Consider the following 19,491-nt stretch of genomic DNA (forward strand, 5'->3'; position numbering starts at 1 on the left):
GAAACTACTGCGGCTGGAAACCGCTGCGCTGAATGATACCGGCCCAAACCTTGGAATAGGCGGCCTCACGCTCCCCCAACTGGCGGGGATTCATGTATCCAACTGTAAGCCCCAATGCCGTCAGCTGCGCGTAGACGTCACGCTGCTTGAGCACATTGCCCACGGCTGCAGAAAAGCGCTCGACAAAGGCCTGGGGCACGCCCTTGGGCGCAAAGATGCCGTAGTAAGGCATGTCCTCGAAGCCCTTGATGCCCTGCTCCAGCAAGGTCGGCACTTCGGGCATGGAGGCTTGGCGCTTGGCGCCCAGCACGCCGATCACGCGCAGCTTGCCCGCCTTCTGGTTCTCCATGAAGTCGGGCACCGAGGCAATGCCGGCAGGAATCTGATTGCCCAGCATATCGGCCAGCAAGGGAGCGCTGCCGCGATACGGTGCCGCCACCAGATCGAGCTTGTAGTGGTCGGCCAGGATCTTGACCAGAAATTCGGGCGTCGATGCCGGAGCCGGAATGCCGATGGTTCCGTTCTTGGCACTGCCTCTGGCCCAGGCCGCGTACTCGGCCAGATTCCTCACCGGCGTGTTGCTGGACACGGCCAGCGCATTCACGAAAGTGGCGACCCCGGCCACGGGAATGAAGTCCTGTTGCGGATCGAAGCCCGGCTTTTTCACGACCTTGGGCAGGATGGAGATGGTGTGGTCATGCGTGAGAAACAGCGTATGCCCATCGGCAGGCGAGGCCTTGAGCAGTTGCGCGGCAATCTGGCCGCCGGCGCCGGGACGATTCTCCACCAGCACCGTCGCACCGCTCAGTTCGTCCTTGAGCTTGTCGGCCAGCAGGCGCGCAATCGCATCCGAGCCACCGCCGGGCGGAAAGCCCACCAGAATGCGGATGGGCTGGCCCGACGAGGCCCAGGCCAGCGGGCCCAGGGCCGATGCTGCCACCGCTCCCGCACCGGCTCTCAGCAATTGACGACGAGATTGCGTCATGTGTTTTCTCCTTATGCTTTTTCCAGACTAACCAAAACAAAAGCGCCCGGCAAAGGGCGCTTTCAAGGCGTGAACGTTACGCCACAGTGCTTGAGTCCATCAGGCCAGACGAGCGTGGTGCTTGGCCAGTTGCGCACGCACCTGCGCCGGAGCCGTACCGCCCAGCGTGTTGCGGGCATTGAGCGAGCCTTCCAGACTCAGGGCCTCGAACACATCGGCCTCGATATTGGGGTTGAAGGCCTGCAGCTCGGCCAGCGGCAGCTCGGTCAGGTCCACGCCCTTCATGGTGGCCAGCTTCACGGCGTGAGCCACGGTTTCGTGGGCGTCACGGAAGGGCAGACCCTTCTTGACCAGATAGTCGGCCAGGTCGGTGGCCGTGGCATAGCCCTTCAGAGCTGCAGCGCGCATGTTCTCGGCATTCACGGTGATGCCGCCTTCCTTGACGCCGCTGGCGGGGTTGAGCTGGCCGCCGATCATCTCGGCGAAGATGCGCAGCGTGTCCTTGAGGGTGTCCACCGTGTCGAACAGCGGCTCCTTGTCTTCCTGGTTGTCCTTGTTGTAGGCCAGGGGCTGGCCCTTCATCAGCGTGATCAGGCCCATCAGATGACCGACCACGCGGCCGGTCTTGCCGCGTGCCAGCTCGGGCACGTCGGGGTTCTTCTTCTGGGGCATGATGGACGAGCCGGTGGTGAAGCGGTCGGCGATCTTGATGAAACCGAAGTTCTGGCTCATCCAGATGATCAGCTCTTCCGACAGGCGGCTCACGTGCACCATGCACAGCGAGGCAGCAGCGGTGAACTCGATGGCGAAGTCGCGGTCGGACACGCCGTCCAGCGAGTTCTGGCTCACGCCTTCCATGCCCAGGGTCTTGGCCACGCGCTCGCGGTCCAGCGGGTAGGTGGTGCCGGCCAGGGCGGCAGAGCCCAGAGGCAGCACGTTGACGCGCTTGCGCACGTCCAGCATGCGCTCGGCGTCGCGCTTGAACATTTCCACATAGGCCAGCATATGGTGGCCGAAGCTCACGGGCTGGGCCACTTGCAGATGGGTGAAACCGGGCAGGATCACGTCCACGTTCTTGGCAGCCACGTCGACCAGCGAGCGCTGCAGTTCCTTGAGCAGGCCTTCGATCAGGTCGATCTCGCTGCGCAGCCACAGGCGCACGTCGGTGGCCACCTGGTCGTTGCGGCTGCGGCCGGTGTGCAGACGCTTGCCGGCATCGCCGACCAGTTGGGTCAGGCGCGCCTCGATGTTCAGGTGCACGTCCTCCAGATCCAGCTTCCACTCGAAAGTGCCGGCCTCGATCTCGGCCGTGATCTGCGCCATGCCCTTCTGGATGGAGGCGAAATCTTCGGCTGCAATGATCTTCTGGGCCGACAGCATTTCGGCGTGTGCCAGAGAGCCCTGGATGTCGGCCTGCCACATGCGCTTGTCAAAGAACACGCTGGAGGTGTAGCGCTTGACCAGGTCGCTCATGGGTTCGGAGAACAGGGCAGACCAGGCTTCGGCCTTGGAATCGAGCTGGTTGTGCGAAGGAGCAGATGTAGACATGTGAGGGCAACAATCCCGTAAAACCACAGGCCGCCCAATGCAGAAGTTTGGCGTGACGGCTGTGCAAAGCAGAAACAGGGATTTTATCGGCCTGACCCGGCGCCGGCGCCAGAGCACCCCAGAGCCATTGCCGGCCACTGCGACAAAGCGGCATTCGCGCCCAAAAAACTCACTAATCAATAGCACCATGTACTTGATGGATAAGGCCTGCAAGTCTTATTTCCCCGAGCCGACAAATCCGGCTGCAGCCACCCGGTTTCTGGCTTGCGCGGACAATCACATCGTCCCCGCTCACTTCCCTCCCAGGCCGCTGCCCAAGCGGCTGACGCGCCTCCCGGCATGCATTCCCGCTCTTCCCTGATTTCCGGCCTCGGTTTTGCGCTGGCCGCCTGCGCGCTCTGGGGCGCGATTTTTCTCGTGCCGGCCATGCTGCCGGAGTTCTCGCCGCTGCAGATCACCTTTGGCCGCTTCGTGCTCTATGGCGTGGTGGCCTTATGCGTTTTTCTGCCTCGGGCCACCAGGCTGCTGCCCAGGCTGCAAGCGGCCGATATCCGGCATCTGGTCTGGCTGGCCCTGACGGGCAATGTGGTGTACTTTGCCCTGGTTGCCACGGCCGTGCAATGGATAGGCATGGCCGTGACCTCGCTGATCGTGGGCCTGGTTCCCGTCACCGTGCCGCTGCTGGGCCGCAACACCCATGGCGCGCTTCCGCTGCGCCGCATGCTGGCGCCGATGGCACTGATCCTGACCGGCATCGTGCTCGTCAACGCCCATGCGCTGACCACAGGGCCCGAAGGCAGCCAGGGGCGCTATCTGCTGGGCGTGCTGATGGCCGGGCTGGCCATGCTCTGCTGGAGCCGCTACGCGCTGGACAACACCCGCTATCTGGCGCAGAGCCGCTTCAACGGCACGGAATGGTCCACGCTCTGGGGTCTGGTCGTAGGGCTGATCAGCGCCTTGCTCTGGGCGCTGCTCTGGCTGGTATCGCCGGAGGCCAGCGGCGCCAACAACCCCGACATTCCAGCCCAGCGCTGGCAGCTGTTCTGGCTGTTGAACCTGGCCGTGGCCGTGCTCTCGTCCTGGCTGGGCAACTGGATGTGGAATGCCGCCAGCCAGCGCCTGCCCATCACCTTCGTGGGCCAGCTGCTGGTATTCGAGACCCTGTTCGCCCTGGCCTACCACTTCCTCTACGAGCAGCGCCTGCCCCTGCTCGCGGAACTGGCCCCCATGCTGCTGATTCTTGCGGGCCTGGCCTGGTCGCTCAGACGCTATCAGGCCGCCAGCCGGGCGGCGGCCTAGTTTTGAGTCAGCACAAAGCTGATGCATCGAACCGACAGATGCCGCGCGAATTGCAGTTGCACAGCGGCTGCTGGCCAATAATCACAGGACTTGCGCCAATTCGGACCGGGCATGCTGCCCTGTCGACAGGAATGCCCTTGGTGCATTTTCAGCCCGCTCCAGTCTGCATCCCAAACACCGTCCTGCTCCAGACCGCCAGTGCCCATCTCACCGCTCATCGCCGCCACTCCCGCATCGGCCCGCACGGTCCTGGTGTTCGACGCCTGCAATGCCGGTGTGGTCCTGCGTGCCGTGCTGTTTGTACAGGTGGTGGTGAGCACGGCCGCCATCTATGGCGCGGACTCGCTCTGGGAGTGGTTTTCCAGCGCCGCCCTGCTCACCGGGGCTTGCCTGCCCGGCACCCTGGTCTGGCTGATAGCAGCCTGCAGCCTCAAGCACCAGTTGCAGCGCCTGGGCACGCGCGGCCAGTATCTGGCCGGCGTGCTGCTGGGTGCCCTCGCGGGGCTTTACGCCTGCGGCATGCTGCTCTTCATAGGCATAGCCAAAGTCCCCTGGCTGGCCAGTGCCGTCACGGGAGGCCTGCTGGCCGCGCTGCTGGTGACGGCGCTGGTGCTGCGCGCGCGCGGCAACACGCCGGCGCAGACCCAGGCCCGTCTCACCGAGCTGCAGTCACGCATCAGACCGCATTTTCTGTTCAACACCCTCAACAGCGCGATTACGCTGGTGCGTGCCGAACCCGCCAAGGCCGAGGCCTTGCTCGAGGACCTCAGCGACCTGTTTCGCTATGCGCTGGCCGAACCCCATCTAACCACCACGCTGGCCCAGGAGATAGAGCTGGCCCAGCGCTATCTGTCCATAGAGCAGGTTCGCTTTGGCGAGCGGCTGCAGATGCAGTGGCAGCTCGATGAAAGCGTGCATGGCGCGCTGCTGCCGCCGCTGCTGCTGCAGCCGCTGGTGGAGAACGCCATCCGTCACGGCGTGGAGCCCAATGCGCGCGGCGGCAAGCTGCAGGTCCGCACCGAAAGGCGCGGCAACGAGGCGCTGATCCAGATCATCAACACCTTGCCGCCAGCCAGCGCCGAGCATCAAAGCACGGGCCATGGCATGGCCCTGGACAATGTCAAGGCCAGGCTGTCGCTGCTGCACGATCTGCAAGGCAGTTTCAGCGCCAAGGTGCGCGACGGGCTGTATGTGGTGCGCCTGAGCGTGCCTTTGCAGCAGAGCGCGCCAAAACCGGGACAATCCCGCCATGCACATTCTGATCGTTGATGACGAAGCTCTGGCTCGCGCCAGACTGCGCACTCTGCTCGGCGACTGCGCACATGGCCCCCACCATATCCAGGAAGCCGCCGACGGCGAACAAGCCCTGCAGATGCTGCAGGCCGCACAGCCGGCCCCGGTGCAACTGGTGCTGCTGGACATCCACATGCCGGGCCACAACGGGCTGCGACTGGCAGCGGCTCTGGCCGAGCTGCCCAACCCGCCCGCCATCGTGTTCGTGACAGCGCATGCCAGCCATGCGCTACAGGCTTTCGAGCTCGATGCCGTGGACTATCTGACCAAGCCCGTACGCCTGGAACGCCTGCAGCAATCGCTGCAAAAGGCCGAACGTGCGCTGAGCACGCGCAGCGTCGTGGACAGCGGCCCCGTGCTGCTGATCCAGGAGCGCGGCGGCACGCTGCGGCTGCCGCTGTCCGAAGTACGTTTTCTCAAGGCCGAGCAGAAATACATCACCGTGCGCACCGTGCAGCGCAACTACATCCTCGACGGAGCACTGGCCGATCTCGAAACCCGCCATGGCGAGCACCTGCTGCGCATACACCGCAACGCCCTGGTGCTGCGCGCGGCCCTGCGCGGCCTCGAAAAATATGACGACCCGCAGGAAGGCGAAGGCTGGGGTCTGCGCCTGCAGGGCGTGAGCGAGCTGCTGCCGGTCTCGCGCCGCCAGCTGGCGGCGGTCAAGACCGAACTCAAAGATATTTCCTGAATGAAAAAACCGGCTGGAAGCCGGTTTTTTTATCGACTGCAGTTGCAATCAATGTTCGTGCTTGTGCGCCGCTTCATGGGCAGCCGCGGGCGCGGAGGCGGGCTCGTGCGAATGCCCGACCTCGGCGCCATGATCGTGCTCATGCTCGTGTCCATGGTTGTGCGCCGCGCCGCTCATCACCGTCACGATGACGATGCCCAGCAGCAGCCAGAAGACCTGGGCTGCGGTTTCCTTGGCGCTCAGGCGCTTTTGCAGCTGGGGAATCAGGTCGGCCAGCGCCACATAGATAAAGCTGCTCGACGCAATGACCAGGAAATATGGCAGCAGCTCATGCAGCTGTCCGATGAGGAAATAGCCGGCCACCCCGCCCAGCGTGGTCACGGCTCCTGCCATGGACACCTTGATCAGCGCCACGCGGCGATTGCTGCTGGATTGGCGCAGCACCACGATATCGCCCATGTGGTGAGGCACCTCGTGCGCCAGCACCGACAGGGCGGCGATCAGGCCCAGACGGATGTCGGCCACGAAAGCCGATGCAATCAGCACGCCATCGCCAAAGCAATGCACGCTGTCGCCCGTCAGAATGGCCCAGCCGCCCTTGCCATGGCTGTGGACGTGCGTATGCTCGCCATGCTCATGGCGGGCGTGACCATGCTGGTGATCGTGGCCATGACCGTGAGCATGGTGCACGGGAAGATGCTGGTGGGCGTCGCCATGCGAATGCTCATGGCCGTGGTGCCAGAGCTCGGCCTTGGACAACAGAAAGAAAAACACCAGCCCGATCAGCAGCACCACGAACAGATCATGGGACTTGCCGTGGCTCTCGAACGCCTCGGGCAGCAAATGCATAAAGGCCGTGGCGAGCAAGGCTCCCGCCGCCAGGCTCAGCAGACGCTGGGGCATCAGCCCTGGCGTGCGCCCCCCTCCCAGACTCATCAACAAGGCGGCCACCCAGACGCTGCCGATACCAGCAGCCAGGGTGGCCAGAATAATTGCTACCAATGTCATAGCTTTATATGGCTTAACCGCAACCTTTTACAGGCGAATCTTGAGGATTTTCGCAGAATGCGCGGCCCAAGGCTGCCCGCTTGCGACTATCCCCATACCGTCAGCCCCGGATGCGCATGATGTGCATGGCATGCCGGGACTTCTTTCACCTTAGCAAAGCTGTCAAGCCCCCCGTGCCGAAAATTTCGGCGCATGGGGCATCAGGCCACGCCATGCCGGTTGAACCAGGTCAGCATGCGCGTCCAGCCGTCCTGCGCAGCCTGCTCGCGGTAGCTGGGGCGGTAGTCGGCATGGAAGGCATGGGGTGCATCGGGGAAGATCACGAACTCCGAGGCTCTGGCTGCGGCAGAGCCGGTCTTGAGCGCAGCCTTCATGGCTTCGACCGACTCAAGCGGAATGCCGGTGTCCTTGCCACCGTACAGGCCCAGCACCGGCGCCTTGAGCTGCCCCACCAGTTCCAGCGGATAGCTGGGCTGCAAATCGTTCTTGTTGCCCTGCAGCCGCCCGTACCAGGCCACGCCGGCCTTGAGCGGGGCATGCGCCGCATAGAGCCAGGTGATGCGCCCGCCCCAGCAAAAGCCGGTGATGGCCAGCTTCTTCACATCGCCGCCCTGCGTACCCGCCCATTGCACGGCCGCGTCCAGATCGCCCATGACCTGGGCATCGGGTACCTTGGAGATCACCTCGCTCATGAGCTTGGCCATCTCGGCATAGGCCATGGGGTCGCCCTGGCGCACAAACAGGTCGGGCGCTATCGCCAGATAGCCGGCACGAGCCAGGCGGCGGCAGGTGTCGGCAATGTATTCGTGCACGCCGAAGATTTCGGAGATCACCAGCACCACGGGCAGATTCTGCCTGCCCGCAGGCATGGCCCTGTAGACCGGTAGCTTGAAGCCTTTGACATCGATGCTGACCTCACCTGCCGTCAGGCCGTCGACCGGAGTCTTGATGGCCGTCTGTGCCATGACCGGTCCGGCAGCGCAGGCATAGCCCACGCCCAGGCCGGCGCCCAGGGCTGTGCGCAAGGCCGCGCGGCGGCTGGGCCGGGCATCGGCGCGACCGCCAAGCAGCCCCTGCATATCCTGAGCGATGTCTTCGTACTTCATGGATCCTCCTTGGGTTGATGGAATCTCAAGCCAGCCCGGCTCGCGCAGCAAGCCGGGCTGGCCATGCAGTCTAAAGCCAGTGCCTTGCCGTCAGCTCAGACCAGCCAGCGCAGCAGCGCCGCAGCAGCTGCCCCCAGAATCACCACCAGCAGGAACGGTGCCCGCAGCCACAGGGCCAGCGCCGCCACCAGCAAGGCGCCCAGGCGCGCATCCAGGCTGATGCGCGTGCCGCTGGCCAGGGTGTTCATCACCGTCAGCGATGCCAGCAGCGCCACCGTCAGACAGGCCGCGATCTGGGCCATGCGCGGGCTGCGCATCCAGCGCTCGGGCAGGCTGTAGCCCAGCAGCTTGGTCACAAAGGCCAGCGCACAGGCCAGCAGAATCCATTGCCACAGGGACAGCGTCATTGCTCGGCCTCCGAAGGGCGCACCCAGCCCCAGAAGGCGCCCAGGGCCGCGGCCAGCAGAATCGGCACGCCTGCGGGCACCCAGGGTATGGCCAGGGCCGTGACCAGGCCACAGGCCAGTGCCAGCGCCACCGGCTCGCGCGCATTGAGGCGCGGCCAGAGCAGGCCGAGAAAGGCCGCCACGGCGGCACCGTCAAGACCGAAGCGGCGCGTGTCGCCCAGCGCATTGCCCATCAGCGCGCCCAGCAGGGTGAACAGATTCCAGAGCACAAACACGCCCGCCCCGGCAACCCAGAAGCCGCGCCGCTGCTCGGCCAAATCTTCCTGCCCCGATGCCGTGGCCGCAGATTCGTCGATGGTCCAGTGCGCGGCCAGCCAGCGCTGCAGCCCTTTGACACCCAGCAGACGGCTCATCTGCATGCCGTAGATGGCATTGCGCACGCCCAGCAGCGAGGCCGCGCTCACGGCCGCCATGCCGCTGCCGCCACCGGCAACCACGCCGATGAAGGCGAACTGCGACCCGCCCGTGAACATCAACGCGCTCAGCGCCATGGTCTGCCAGAGATTGAGGCCGGCCGCCACGGAAAGTGCACCGAAGGAGATGCCGTACAGCCCCGTCGCCACCGAAATCGACAACCCCATGCGCACGGCGGGCGTCATTGCAAAGCCTTTGAACAAGATATTTCCCGCAACAAGCTAGAACAATTCAGGAGCTGACAGCGCATGTGAACAAAGCACTTCAGGTCAAAAACAAGCTGAAGTTCTTTATTAGAAAGCGCAAGCAGCTCTCTTTTTTAAGGATTCGTCTCGGCAAGACCTAGTCGCCCCGGAACGAACGCGTATCAGTGCGCCTTTGGGTGAAAAGCTCAATGCGCCTTTTCCCAGCTGCTGCCAAAGCCGATCTCGGCCAGCAGCGGCACGGACAGGTCGGCCACGCCGGCCATGATGGCCGGGATCTCGGCCTGCACCCAGTCCCTGGCGGACTCGGGCAGCTCGAACACCAGTTCGTCATGCACCTGCATGATGACCAGCACCTCGGGCTTTTCGGTATCCAGCCTGGCCTGCACGGCCACCATGGCCTTCTTGATCAGATCGGCCGCCGTGCCCTGCATGGGGGCGTTGATGGCGGCGCGCTCGGCCGCTTTCTTGCGCGGGCCGTTGCCGCCGTTGATCTCGGGCAGCACCAGACGGCGACCGAACACGGTCTCCACATAGCCCTGGGCATGGGCCAGCTCCACGGTCTGGTCCATATAGCGCTTCACGCCGGGATAGCGCTGGAAGTATTTGTCGATATAGGCGGCCGCCGCCTTGGTTTCAATGCCCAGGTTCTTGGCCAGGCCGAAGCTACTCATGCCGTAGATCAGGCCGAAGTTGATCACCTTGGCATAGCGGCGCTGCTCGCTGCTGACCTCGTCCACACTCACGCCAAAGACTTCGGCCGCCGTCGCACGGTGCACGTCCAGGCCGTTCTTGAAGGCGCTCAACAGGGCCTCGTCGCCCGACAGATGGGCCATGATGCGCAGCTCGATCTGTGAATAATCGGCGCTGGCAATCAGCTTGCCCTCGGGTGCCACAAAGGCTTCGCGCACGCGGCGGCCTTCGGGCGTGCGCACCGGAATGTTCTGCAGATTGGGGTCGTTGCTGGACAGGCGCCCCGTCACCGCCACGGCCTGGGCATAGTGGGTGTGCACGCGGCCGTCGCTGGGCAAGGCCATCTGCGCCAGCTTGTCGGTGTAGGTGCCCTTGAGCTTGGACAGCGAACGGTGTTCGAGCAGCTTGGCGGGCAGCGGATAGTCCTCGGCCAGCTTTTCCAGCACTTCCTCGTCCGTGCTGCGCGCGCCGGTGGCGGTCTTCTTCACGACGGGCATGCCCAGCTTGTCGAAAAAGATCTCGCCCAGCTGCTTGGGGGAGGACAGATTGAAGGGCTGGCCCGCAATCTCGTAAGCCTCTTCCTCGAGCTTGAGGATGCGCGCGCCCAGATCGTTGCTCTGGCGTGCCAGCTCGCCAGCGTCGATGCTCACGCCATTGCGCTCGATGCGAAACAGCGCTTCGCTGGTCTGCATTTCCAGCTCGTAGATATGCAGCAGACCGGCATGGGCCTGGATGCGCGGCCACAAGGTGTTGTGCACATCCAGGGTCTGGTCGGAGTCCTCGCAGCTGTACGCCGCGGCCTTGTTCACGCTCACCTGGGCAAACGGAATCTGGTTCTTGCCCTTGCCGCACAGGTCCTCGTAGCTGATGCCGCTGCGACTCACATGGCGCAGCGCCAGGCTGGTCAGATTGTGCGGGCGGTCGGCTTCGAGCACATAGGACTGCAGCATGGTGTCGTGCGCATAGCCGCGCACGGTGATGCTGTGGTTGGCAAACACATGCTGGTCGTATTTGACATGCTGGCCCAGCTTCTTCTTGCCGGCATCCTCCAGCCAGGGCTTGAGCCTGGCAAGCACCATGTCCATATCGAGCTGCTCGGGCACGTCCATGCCTTCGTGGCGCAGCGGAATATAGGCGGCCTCCCCCACGGCCACGCTGAAGGAGATGCCGACGATGCGGGCCACCATCTCGTCCAGCGAATCGGTCTCGGTATCCAGCGCCGTCAGCTCGGCGGCGCTGATCTTGGCCAGCCACTCATCGAGCTGAGCCTCGCTCAGAATGGTGGTGTAGAGCACATCGCGCTGCTGGGCAGTCACGGCGACCTCGGTCGCCGCCGCGTCATCGGCATCGAACAGGCCGCCTTGGGCACTGTCGACCTTGGCAGCCTTGCCTGGCTTGGCCGCCTTGGCTTCGGCTGCTGCGGCGCCCAGCGTCCGCACCAGGCCCTTGAAGCCGTATTTCTCGTAGAAGGGCGCAAGCGCTGCGCTATCGGGCTCGGCCAGCGTGATGGCATCGAGCTGCGGCAGGCCGCTGATATAGGAGGACAGATCGCAATCGGTCTTCATGGTCACCAACTGGCGGCTCAGCGCCAGCTGACCGCTGGCAATCGCATCGCGCAGGTTCTGACCGGCAACGCCCTTGATATCTGCGGCGCGGGCGATCAGATTGTCCAGCGAACCATGCTCCTCCAGCCACTTGGCGGCGGTCTTGGGTCCGACCTTGGTCACGCCGGGCACGTTGTCCACGGTGTCGCCCACCAGGGCCTGGTAGTCGATCATCAGCGCCGGCGGCACGCCGAACTCGGCCGTCACTCCCGCCACGTCGCGCTTCTTGCCGTTCATGGTGTCGATGATGGTCACATGCTCGCCCACCAGCTGACTCAAGTCCTTGTCGCCGCTGGAGACGATGACCTGTATGCCCTGGGCCGCCGCGGTCTGCGCCAGCGTGGCGATCACGTCATCGGCTTCCACGCCGGGCACGGCCACCACCTTCCAGCCCAGCAGCTGAACCACCTCGTGGATGGGCTCGATCTGGCTGCGCAAGTCATCGGGCATGGGCGAGCGCGTGGCCTTGTACTCGGTGTACATCTCGTCGCGGAAGGTCGGGCCCGAGGCGTCGAACACGCAGACGGCGTAATCGGCCTGCACATCCTTCCTCAGCGCCTGCATCATGTTCACCATGCCGCGGATGGCGCCCGTGGCCGGGCTGGCCGGGTCGCCTGGAATCGCCCGCAGGTCGGGCATGGCATGGTAGGCGCGGTAGAGGTAGCTGGAGCCGTCCACCAGCACCAGGGTCTTGGAATTGCTCATACCCCGGATTGTGCACGCGTGCCCGGCTCCTCCGAGCTGCAGCCCAAAGACAGGCTGCGCCTGGTGGGACAATTCGAAGTCGCCCTACAATCTATGCATCATGCGCGCTGCACCACTTTTCATCATCCTGAGCCTGGCTGCCGGATCCGTTCTGGCCCAGTCCCCCACTCCTGCTCCGGCCAATGCCGTGGTCGCTCCTGCGCCCCAGGGCCAGCAGGACAACGCGGCGGCGACCGGCAGGCACAACCAGCGGATCGAACATATCCGCGTGGAAGATGCTGGCAGCCGTGTGGATGAAACCCGTGTGGGCGGTCAGACCCAGAGCATCACCGTGCAACCCAAGGTCGGCTCCATGCCCGAGTACGAGGTACAGTCCAACGACGGCGCCCGCGCAGCCCGCAACCGCGACAACAACAGCGGCGACACCACGGGCACTCGCGTCTGGAATTTCATCAAATTCTGAAGCGCGGCGCGCTTTTCCCCATTCATGACAGGGCAGTGCTTCACTGCCCTGTTGCATATAGACACCTTCTCCCCGCTAGTTCGGTCGGTCACCCCAGACCGGCGTATTCACCATGGCTGTTTTCACCGAAGTTTCCGATAAAGATGCGCGCGAGCTGCTGCGCCGCATGTCCCTAGGCGCGTTCAAGGAATTGCGTGGCATTCAAGGCGGCATTGAAAACACCAACTATTTTCTGACAACCGACCAGGGAGAGTGGGTGCTGACACTGTTCGAGCGCCTGAGTGCCGAGCAGCTGCCTTTTTACCTCTACCTGATGAAGCACCTGGCACAAGCCGGGATTCCCGTGCCGGACCCGCAGGGCGAGACACGCAGCGGTGACATTCTGCTCAAGGTCTGCGGCAAGCCCGCATCCATCGTCAACCGACTGGCCGGCAAGAGCCAGCTGACCCCGGCTGCCGTGCACTGCGCTGCCGTGGGCGAGATGCTGGCGCGCATGCATCTGGCCGGTCAGGACTACAACCGCCAGCAGCCCAATCTGCGCGGCCTACCCTGGTGGAATGAAACCGTGCCCGTGGTCCTGCCCCATCTGGGCGAGGAAACCGCCGCCATGCTGCGCGCCGAGTTGGCCTATCAGAACCATATCGCCGCCTCGGCCAGCTATGCAGCCCTGCCGCGCGGCCCCATCCATGCCGACCTGTTCCGCGACAACGTGATGTTCGACGGCGACCGGCTGACCGGCTTTTTCGACTTCTATTTCGCGGGCGTGGACACCTGGCTCTTCGATCTGGCGGTCTGCCTCAACGATTGGTGTATCGATCACGCAACAGGTGCACATGATGCCGAGCGCGCCAAAGCCATGCTTGCGGCCTACCAGTCCGTGCGTCCTCTGACCGGGCCCGAGCGCGAGTTGCTCAACGCCCAGTTGCGTGCCGGCGCCCTGCGTTTCTGGATCTCCCGCCTCTGGGACTTCCATCTGCCGCGTGAAGCCGCACTGCTGCAGCCTCACGACCCCACCCACTTCGAGCGCGTGCTGAGCCAGCGCATCGCACATCCGCTGACGCTGGACTGAGTACCAGGCAAGCTGATTGCTCCGGGGCTTTTGATGGCCCCGTTCAGCCGTCTCGGGTACAGTGCAAGAAGCGACTTTTGCACGCTCTCGCAAAAGTATTTCAGCCTCTTCCATGAAACTTCAAATCGTTCCACCCGGCACCGGTCTGCAATGGGTGCTGCAGGGTCTGCGCACCTTCAAAAGCCAGCCTCTGGCCCTGGCCGCCCTGTTCTTTCTGGGCATGGCCAGCATGTCGCTGATCTCGGCCCTGCCGCTGATCGGCCCCGTCATTGCACTGGCACTGCTGCCATGCATCTCGCTGACCATGATGGTCGCGGCATCCGAAGCCGCCCACGGCCGCAAGCCCACACCGGCGCTGCTGCTGGTGGCTTTCCGCTCCGGCAGCCAGCATCTGCACTCCATGCTGATGCTGGGCGGCCTCTATGCCGCAGGCTTTTTGCTCATCATCGGTGCCTCCAGCCTTGTGGACGGCGGCACGTTTGCCAGCGTCTACCTGGGTCAGACTCCCATGACCCGAGAACTGGCCGAAGAGCCCGAGTTCCAGTCCGCCATGTGGCTGAGCATGTTTCTCTACCTGCCGCTGTCGCTGGCCTTCTGGCATGCTCCGGCGCTCATCCACTGGCATGGCATCAGCCCCGTCAAATCGCTGTTCTTCAGCTTTGTCGGCTGCATTCGCAATATCAGTGCCTATCTGGTGTTCGGTGTCTGCTGGATCGGCGTGTTCATCGTCTCAGGCATGGCCCTGGCCATCGTGACCGGCATACTGGCCATGCTCATCGGCAGCATTGCCGGTGGCCTGATGGTGGCAACGGCACTGATGCTGGCAGCCATCTTTTTTACCTCGATTGTGTTTACCTTCCGTGACAGCTTCAGCCCGCCCGATGACGACCAGACTCTGATCGACTCCTCGTCGGGCACAGCGCCGCCATCATCGGATTCCTAAGCTCGAGCACTACCCCGCACCAGCCCCGCCCCCAGGTCGGGGCTTTTTTATGGGCTGAACACAGGCCCGCGCCAGCAGATCATTCATCCCGGCGTCATCAAGCCGCCACGGCACTGTCATATTCGTTTCCTAGGATTCGCAGGACTGACCAAGGCATGCATCTCATGTCCTGGCATTCATCCAATTCAGCGCGGCCCCAAGTCTGCGCTTCACCCCACACTGCGAAACTCTCATGGCACAAAATCTGCTCAGCCGTCGTAAGGCCCTGCAACTCTTTTCCGGCGCTCCTCTGCTCCCACTGGGTTCGGTCGTGTCCGCATCCAGCCTGCTGGCCGCATGTGGTGGTGGTGACGATGACAACACAACGCCGACAACGCCTCCTGTCACCAAGAATTATGTTTCCGCCACCTTCACCAGCATGGCGGCGCCCACGCTGACCACGCCCGCCAATATGGCCACCATGTATGTGGCTTCGCAGCTCAAGGTGGCGTTCGACGACAAGAGCGAGCAGGTCTACGACCTGGGCTATCAGCCTTTCTTCGTGACCGGCGACATGGTCTCCAACGGCAAGGGCGACCAGGTGCTGGCCGGTGGTTACTACGACATCTACAACAACAAGATCATCGACAAGACGGTCGCAGGCAAAGAGCGCCACTTCTTCTCCGATTCGCCCGACGGCACCTCGCTGCTGACCGTGCCCAATGCCAAGGTGGACGGCGTCAAGGGCAAGCCCGTCTTTGCCGTGGTGCAGTTCGAGTACACCACCTGGGCTCAGGACGGCAAGACCGATATGTACGGCAAGCTGCCCTCGCCCATCGCCGTGCTGACGCTGGACCAGGATCAGAGCACCGGCAAGCTGAGCCTGGTGAAATACCACAATGTGGACACCTCCAAGGTCCACGGTCTGTGGATCACCTGCGGTGCCAGTCTGTCGCCCTGGGGCACCCATCTGTCGTCGGAAGAGTACGAGCCTGATGCCTTCGCAGCCTCGCTACCTGCCACCGAACTCGACAAAAATAGCAAAGTCGTCGACTCATCCGCAGGCAAAGCAGTAAAACAGCTAAATGCTTACAGCCAAAACCTCTTTGGCGATGCGACCAAGGCCAACCCCTACCACTACGGCCATATGCCCGAAGTAATCGTCAACGTCGACGGTACGGCAAGCATCAAGAAGCATTTCTGCATGGGCCGCATCTCACACGAACTTGTGCAGGTAATGCCAGACCAGCGCACCGTACTCATGGGTGATGACGCCACCAACAGTGCCTACTTCGTCTTCGTTGCCGACAAGGAAAAAGACCTCTCTTCCGGAACGCTGTATGCGGCAAAGGTTGGTGCCGGCTTCTCTATTGACCCGACAGCGAACAGCTCAGCTGCACTGACTTGGATCAAGCTTGGTTCCGCCAGCAGCGCCGAAATCAGCAGTCTGGTGGACAGTGGCATCAAACCATCCGACATCATGGATGTTCGCTTGGCTGAAGATGCTTCCACCTATCCCGCCACTCCTGTGGCACAGCCATCACCCGATCATCGATTGGTGATTACCAATGGTCGCAAAGAATGGATTGCACTCAAGATAGGACAGGACAAGGCCGCCGCCTTCCTCGAAACCCATCGCTATGCCGCCTTCAAGGGTGCCAGCCTGGGCTTCACCAAGATGGAAGGCACGACCGTCAACGCCAAGGACAAGATCGCCTACTCCGCCCTGCAGAACGTGCAGTCCTCCATGGTGGCCGGCAATGCCGCCAACGTGCCTAGCAACGGCGTCTCCGTGCCCAAGCAGCTGGTGGCAGGCGTGGTGATGGCGCTGAACCTCAAGGGCGGCCAGAAGGATACCGACGGCGCAGCCATCAGCAGCGAATGGATGCCCGTGGACACGGCTCCCCTGCTGGCTGGCGAGGATCTGCTGGACAGCGACGGCAAGACCCTCAAGGGCGACGCCCTGGGTAACACCGCCAACCCCAACAAGATTGCCAACCCCGACAACCTCAAGTTCTCGGAGAAAATGCGCACCCTGTTCATCGGCGAGGACAGCAGCCAGCACGTCAACAACTTCATGTGGGCCTACAACGTGGACACCAAGCAGCTGTCGCGCGTGCTGTCCGTGCCCGCAGGTGGTGAATCCACGGGCCTGCATGCCGTGGACGAGATCAACGGCTGGACCTACATCATGAGCAACTTCCAGCACGCTGGCGACTGGGGCGGCATCCACGCCAACGTCAAGACCCAGCTGGATCCGCTGATCAAGGCCAACTACAAGGACAAGTTCGGCTCCGCCGTGGGCTACATCACGGCCTCGCCCGCCCAGATGAAGCTCAGCGCCAAATAAGCCCCAACGCCTCATAAAAAAGCCGCCTTCTACAAGGCGGCTTTTTGCTGGGCAAAGGCGCTATGCCTCAGTCCACAATCGTCAGCTTGGCAATCGCCAGCGCCAGCCACTTGGTGCCATGGCGGCCAAAGCTGACCTGTGCGCGCGCATCGTCACCCGAGCCTTCCACCGCCAGCACCTTGCCCTCGCCAAACTTGTTGTGGAACACCGCGATACCGGCCTTGATGCCGTGCGCGGGCTCGGCCTTTTGCTGCGGCACGGGCGGGCTGGCAAAGACTTCGGTCTGCTTGCCACCCCAGCCCGAGCCGGAGCCGAACTGGCTTGCGCCCCTGGATCCCCAGGCGCCGCCAGCGCCCGATGAAGGGGCGAAACTGCCAAAGCCGCTCTGCCTAGGCGTGATCCACTTGAGCGCTTCCTCAGGCAGCTCGTCAAAGAAGCGGCTCTTGACGTTGTAACGCGTCTGACCATGCAGCATGCGCGTCTGCGAATGGCTCAGATACAGACGCTTGCGCGCACGCGTGATGGCCACATAGGCCAGGCGCCGCTCCTCCTCCAGACCACCGCGATCCATCATGGCGTTCTCGTGCGGGAACAAGCCTTCCTCCACACCGCCGATGAACACGGCATCGAACTCCAGGCCCTTGGAGGCATGCACCGTCATCAGCTGCACGGCATCCTGGCCGGCCTGGGCCTGGTTATCGCCCGCTTCCAGTGCCGCATGCACGAGAAAGGCCTGCAGCGGCGACAGCGTCTCGCCGGTATCGGCATTGACCATGGAGGCCGCAGTACCTGCCGGTGCCTTGAGCGCCTCGTCCAGCAGCGGCTGATTCGGGTCCAGCCCCTGGCTGACGGGCGACTGGCTCAGCTGCGGCGCATTCTGCTGCTCGTCCAGCGGCATGGCCACGGCATCGCGGCCAAAGCCTTCCTGGGTCACAAAGCTCTCGGCAGCCGTGACCAGTTCCTGCAAGTTCTCGATGCGGTCCGCGCCTTCCTTCTCGTTGCGGTAATGCTCGATCAGCCCGCTTTGCTCTTCCACGGTCTCGATGATTTCACGCAGCGTGCGCCCCTGCGTCTGCTCGCGCAGCACATCGATCTGTGCCACAAAGCCCTGCAGCTTGGTGCCGGCCGCGCCGCCCACGGCAGTGACAGCGTCGCTCAGCGAAGTGCCGCTGCTGCGTGCCGTGTCCTGCAGGACTTCGATCGTGCGCGCGCCGATACCGCGTGCGGGGAAGTTCACCACGCGCAGGAAACTGGTGTCGTCATGCGGATTTTCCAGCAGGCGCAGATAGGCCAGGGCGTGCTTGATTTCGGCGCGCTCGAAAAAGCGCAGGCCGCCGTACACACGGTAGGGAATCTTGGAATTGAACAGCGCCGACTCGATCACCCGGCTTTGCGCATTGCTGCGGTAGAGCACAGCAATTTCCTGGCGCGTGAAGCCATCGTTTCTGACCAGCTGCTTGATCTCGTCGACCATCCACGCAGCCTCGGCCAAATCGCTGGGCGCTTCGTAGATACGCACCGGCTCGCCCGGGCCCTGGCTGGTGCGCAGGTTCTTGCCCAGGCGGTTGCTGTTGTGGCTGATCAGCGCATTGGCGCAGTCGAGGATGTTGCTGAAGGAGCGATAGTTCTGCTCCAGCTTGATCTGGTTTTTGACGTCGAACTCGCGGATGAAGTCCGCCATATTGCCCACGCGCGCTCCGCGAAAGGCATAGATGCTCTGGTCGTCGTCGCCCACGGCAATCACGCTGGCGGCCGACTCGTAGCGCCCGCCCACATCGTCGCCCGCCAGTTGCTTGAGCCACTGGTACTGCAGCTTGTTGGTGTCCTGGAACTCGTCCACCAGGATATGCTGAAAGCGGCGCTGGTAGTGGTGGCGCAGATGGGCATCGTCACGCAGCAGTTCGTAGCTGCGCAGCATCAGCTCGCCGAAATCGACCACGCCTTCGCGCTGGCATTGCTCTTCGTAGAGCTGGTACAGCTCCACTTTCTTGCGAGTGTCGGGGTCGGTCGCCACCACATCGCCAGGGCGCATGCCCTCTTCCTTGCAGCCCGCGATGAAGTACATCAGCTGCTTGGGCGGAAAGCGCTCGTCATCCACATTGAACTGCTTGCACAGGCGCTTGATGGCCGAGAGCTGGTCTTGCGTATCCAGAATCTGGAACGCCTGGGGCAACTTCGCGGCCTGATAGTGGGCGCGCAGCAGTCGGTTGCACAAGCCGTGGAACGTGCCTATCCACATGCCGCGCACGTTGTAGGGCAGCATGGCCGACAGGCGCGTGAGCATCTCCTTGGCGGCCTTGTTGGTGAAGGTCACGGCCATGATGGAGCCGGGCGTGGCCTGACCGGTCTGCAGCAGCCAGGCGATGCGCGTGGTCAGCACACGCGTCTTGCCCGAGCCGGCACCCGCCAGAATCAGCGCATGGCCCGCAGGCAGGGTCACCGCAGCCAACTGCTCATCGTTGAGGCCGGTCAGCAGGGGCGAGTGAGAGGCGGGATTGGCGCCGGAATTTGCACCGTCTGGCGCGGAGTCAAGCAGGTCGATCGGGAACATAGCCCCCATTGTAGAAATGCTGGCGACTCCCTGCGACTTGCTGCTGCTTTCGCGGCTTCATGCTCCTGAAAGAAAAGCAACCAGCGCTTGATAAATATGGATTTCAGATATTTTCAT

General features: G+C 63.3%; 15 protein-coding genes. 7 read left to right on the forward strand and 8 right to left on the reverse strand.

The features are described from left to right. Window positions 1–4 precede the first annotated feature (4 nt). Together ACWGXF_RS01390 and argH are read right to left on the reverse strand one after the other, a co-directional pair. Window positions 5–985, reverse strand: coding sequence for a Bug family tripartite tricarboxylate transporter substrate binding protein (locus ACWGXF_RS01390; RefSeq protein WP_256629855.1), 981 nt, complete (start codon window positions 983–985; stop codon window positions 5–7). 99 nt (window positions 986–1,084) lie between these two features. Next, on the reverse strand, window positions 1,085–2,533 hold the full coding sequence (gene argH / locus ACWGXF_RS01395; RefSeq protein WP_034353260.1) for an argininosuccinate lyase: 1,449 nt from the start codon (window positions 2,531–2,533) through the stop codon (window positions 1,085–1,087). 339 nt (window positions 2,534–2,872) lie between these two features. Here argH and ACWGXF_RS01400 point away from each other — a divergent pair, with 339 nt between their 5' ends. From ACWGXF_RS01400 to ACWGXF_RS01410, 3 genes are all read left to right on the forward strand, one after another. Further along, on the forward strand, window positions 2,873–3,832 hold the full coding sequence (locus ACWGXF_RS01400) for a DMT family transporter (protein ID WP_256629854.1): 960 nt from the start codon (window positions 2,873–2,875) through the stop codon (window positions 3,830–3,832). Window positions 3,833–4,030: 198 nt separating this feature from the next. Continuing rightward, window positions 4,031–5,101, forward strand: a complete 1,071-nt coding sequence (locus tag ACWGXF_RS01405; RefSeq protein WP_256629853.1) for a sensor histidine kinase — start codon at window positions 4,031–4,033, stop codon at window positions 5,099–5,101. Then, window positions 5,082–5,819, forward strand: a complete 738-nt coding sequence (locus tag ACWGXF_RS01410; protein WP_003067782.1) for a LytR/AlgR family response regulator transcription factor — start codon at window positions 5,082–5,084, stop codon at window positions 5,817–5,819. The genes ACWGXF_RS01405 and ACWGXF_RS01410 overlap by 20 nt, the downstream gene beginning before the upstream one ends. A 48-nt stretch (window positions 5,820–5,867) precedes the next feature. Here the strand turns inward: ACWGXF_RS01410 and ACWGXF_RS01415 are convergent, their stop codons facing one another. From ACWGXF_RS01415 to polA, 5 genes are all read right to left on the reverse strand, one after another. Beyond that, window positions 5,868–6,827, reverse strand: coding sequence for a ZIP family metal transporter (locus tag ACWGXF_RS01415; RefSeq protein WP_256629852.1), 960 nt, complete (start codon window positions 6,825–6,827; stop codon window positions 5,868–5,870). 200 nt (window positions 6,828–7,027) lie between these two features. Then, on the reverse strand, window positions 7,028–7,933 hold the full coding sequence (locus ACWGXF_RS01420; protein WP_256629851.1) for a dienelactone hydrolase family protein: 906 nt from the start codon (window positions 7,931–7,933) through the stop codon (window positions 7,028–7,030). Between the two features lie 95 nt (window positions 7,934–8,028). Further along, a complete protein-coding gene (locus ACWGXF_RS01425) occupies window positions 8,029–8,340 on the reverse strand; it encodes an AzlD domain-containing protein (RefSeq protein ID WP_003067787.1) in 312 nt (103 codons plus the stop codon). Further along, a complete protein-coding gene (locus ACWGXF_RS01430; RefSeq protein WP_039051185.1) occupies window positions 8,337–8,999 on the reverse strand; it encodes an AzlC family ABC transporter permease in 663 nt (220 codons plus the stop codon). The genes ACWGXF_RS01425 and ACWGXF_RS01430 overlap by 4 nt, the downstream gene beginning before the upstream one ends. 206 nt (window positions 9,000–9,205) lie before the next feature. Continuing rightward, window positions 9,206–12,019, reverse strand: a complete 2,814-nt coding sequence (gene polA, locus ACWGXF_RS01435; protein WP_256629850.1) for a DNA polymerase I — start codon at window positions 12,017–12,019, stop codon at window positions 9,206–9,208. 100 nt (window positions 12,020–12,119) lie between these two features. Here polA and ACWGXF_RS01440 point away from each other — a divergent pair, with 100 nt between their 5' ends. The 4 genes from ACWGXF_RS01440 to ACWGXF_RS01455 all read left to right on the forward strand — a co-directional run bounded on the left by ACWGXF_RS01440 (window position 12,120) and on the right by ACWGXF_RS01455 (window position 16,823). Beyond that, on the forward strand, window positions 12,120–12,482 hold the full coding sequence (locus ACWGXF_RS01440) for a hypothetical protein (protein WP_003067794.1): 363 nt from the start codon (window positions 12,120–12,122) through the stop codon (window positions 12,480–12,482). A 112-nt stretch (window positions 12,483–12,594) separates the two neighbouring features. Then, the gene (locus ACWGXF_RS01445) at window positions 12,595–13,551 is read left to right on the forward strand and encodes a homoserine kinase (protein ID WP_003067796.1); all 957 of its coding nucleotides are present in this window, start codon (window positions 12,595–12,597) and stop codon (window positions 13,549–13,551) included. Window positions 13,552–13,663: 112 nt separating this feature from the next. After that, complete coding sequence (locus ACWGXF_RS01450; protein WP_256629849.1) at window positions 13,664–14,494, forward strand: BPSS1780 family membrane protein; 831 nt, start codon at window positions 13,664–13,666, stop codon at window positions 14,492–14,494. 232 nt (window positions 14,495–14,726) lie between these two features. After that, window positions 14,727–16,823 (forward strand): PhoX family protein, encoded by a 2,097-nt coding sequence (locus ACWGXF_RS01455; protein WP_256629848.1) that lies wholly within the window; start codon window positions 14,727–14,729, stop codon window positions 16,821–16,823. A 67-nt stretch (window positions 16,824–16,890) separates the two neighbouring features. Here ACWGXF_RS01455 and ACWGXF_RS01460 read toward each other — a convergent pair whose 3' ends face one another. Beyond that, a complete protein-coding gene (locus ACWGXF_RS01460) occupies window positions 16,891–19,374 on the reverse strand; it encodes a UvrD-helicase domain-containing protein (protein WP_256631305.1) in 2,484 nt (827 codons plus the stop codon). Window positions 19,375–19,491: the final 117 nt, after the last annotated feature.

It is taken from the genome of Comamonas sp. HJ-2, assembly GCF_053615495.1.

What these genes read in the sequence shown, in the direction of transcription:
- ACWGXF_RS01390 (WP_256629855.1), bottom strand. Translation starts at nt 985, where the DNA reads ATGACGCAATCTCGTCGTCAATTGCTGAGAGCCGGTGCGGGAGCGGTG.
- argH (WP_034353260.1), bottom strand. Translation starts at nt 2,533, where the DNA reads ATGTCTACATCTGCTCCTTCGCACAACCAGCTCGATTCCAAGGCCGAA.
- ACWGXF_RS01400 (WP_256629854.1), top strand. Translation starts at nt 2,873, where the DNA reads ATGCATTCCCGCTCTTCCCTGATTTCCGGCCTCGGTTTTGCGCTGGCC.
- ACWGXF_RS01410 (WP_003067782.1), top strand. Translation starts at nt 5,082, where the DNA reads ATGCACATTCTGATCGTTGATGACGAAGCTCTGGCTCGCGCCAGACTG.
- ACWGXF_RS01415 (WP_256629852.1), bottom strand. Translation starts at nt 6,827, where the DNA reads ATGACATTGGTAGCAATTATTCTGGCCACCCTGGCTGCTGGTATCGGC.
- ACWGXF_RS01420 (WP_256629851.1), bottom strand. Translation starts at nt 7,933, where the DNA reads ATGAAGTACGAAGACATCGCTCAGGATATGCAGGGGCTGCTTGGCGGT.
- ACWGXF_RS01425 (WP_003067787.1), bottom strand. Translation starts at nt 8,340, where the DNA reads ATGACGCTGTCCCTGTGGCAATGGATTCTGCTGGCCTGTGCGCTGGCC.
- ACWGXF_RS01430 (WP_039051185.1), bottom strand. Translation starts at nt 8,999, where the DNA reads ATGACGCCCGCCGTGCGCATGGGGTTGTCGATTTCGGTGGCGACGGGG.
- polA (WP_256629850.1), bottom strand. Translation starts at nt 12,019, where the DNA reads ATGAGCAATTCCAAGACCCTGGTGCTGGTGGACGGCTCCAGCTACCTC.
- ACWGXF_RS01440 (WP_003067794.1), top strand. Translation starts at nt 12,120, where the DNA reads ATGCGCGCTGCACCACTTTTCATCATCCTGAGCCTGGCTGCCGGATCC.
- ACWGXF_RS01445 (WP_003067796.1), top strand. Translation starts at nt 12,595, where the DNA reads ATGGCTGTTTTCACCGAAGTTTCCGATAAAGATGCGCGCGAGCTGCTG.
- ACWGXF_RS01450 (WP_256629849.1), top strand. Translation starts at nt 13,664, where the DNA reads ATGAAACTTCAAATCGTTCCACCCGGCACCGGTCTGCAATGGGTGCTG.
- ACWGXF_RS01455 (WP_256629848.1), top strand. Translation starts at nt 14,727, where the DNA reads ATGGCACAAAATCTGCTCAGCCGTCGTAAGGCCCTGCAACTCTTTTCC.
- ACWGXF_RS01460 (WP_256631305.1), bottom strand. Translation starts at nt 19,374, where the DNA reads ATGTTCCCGATCGACCTGCTTGACTCCGCGCCAGACGGTGCAAATTCC.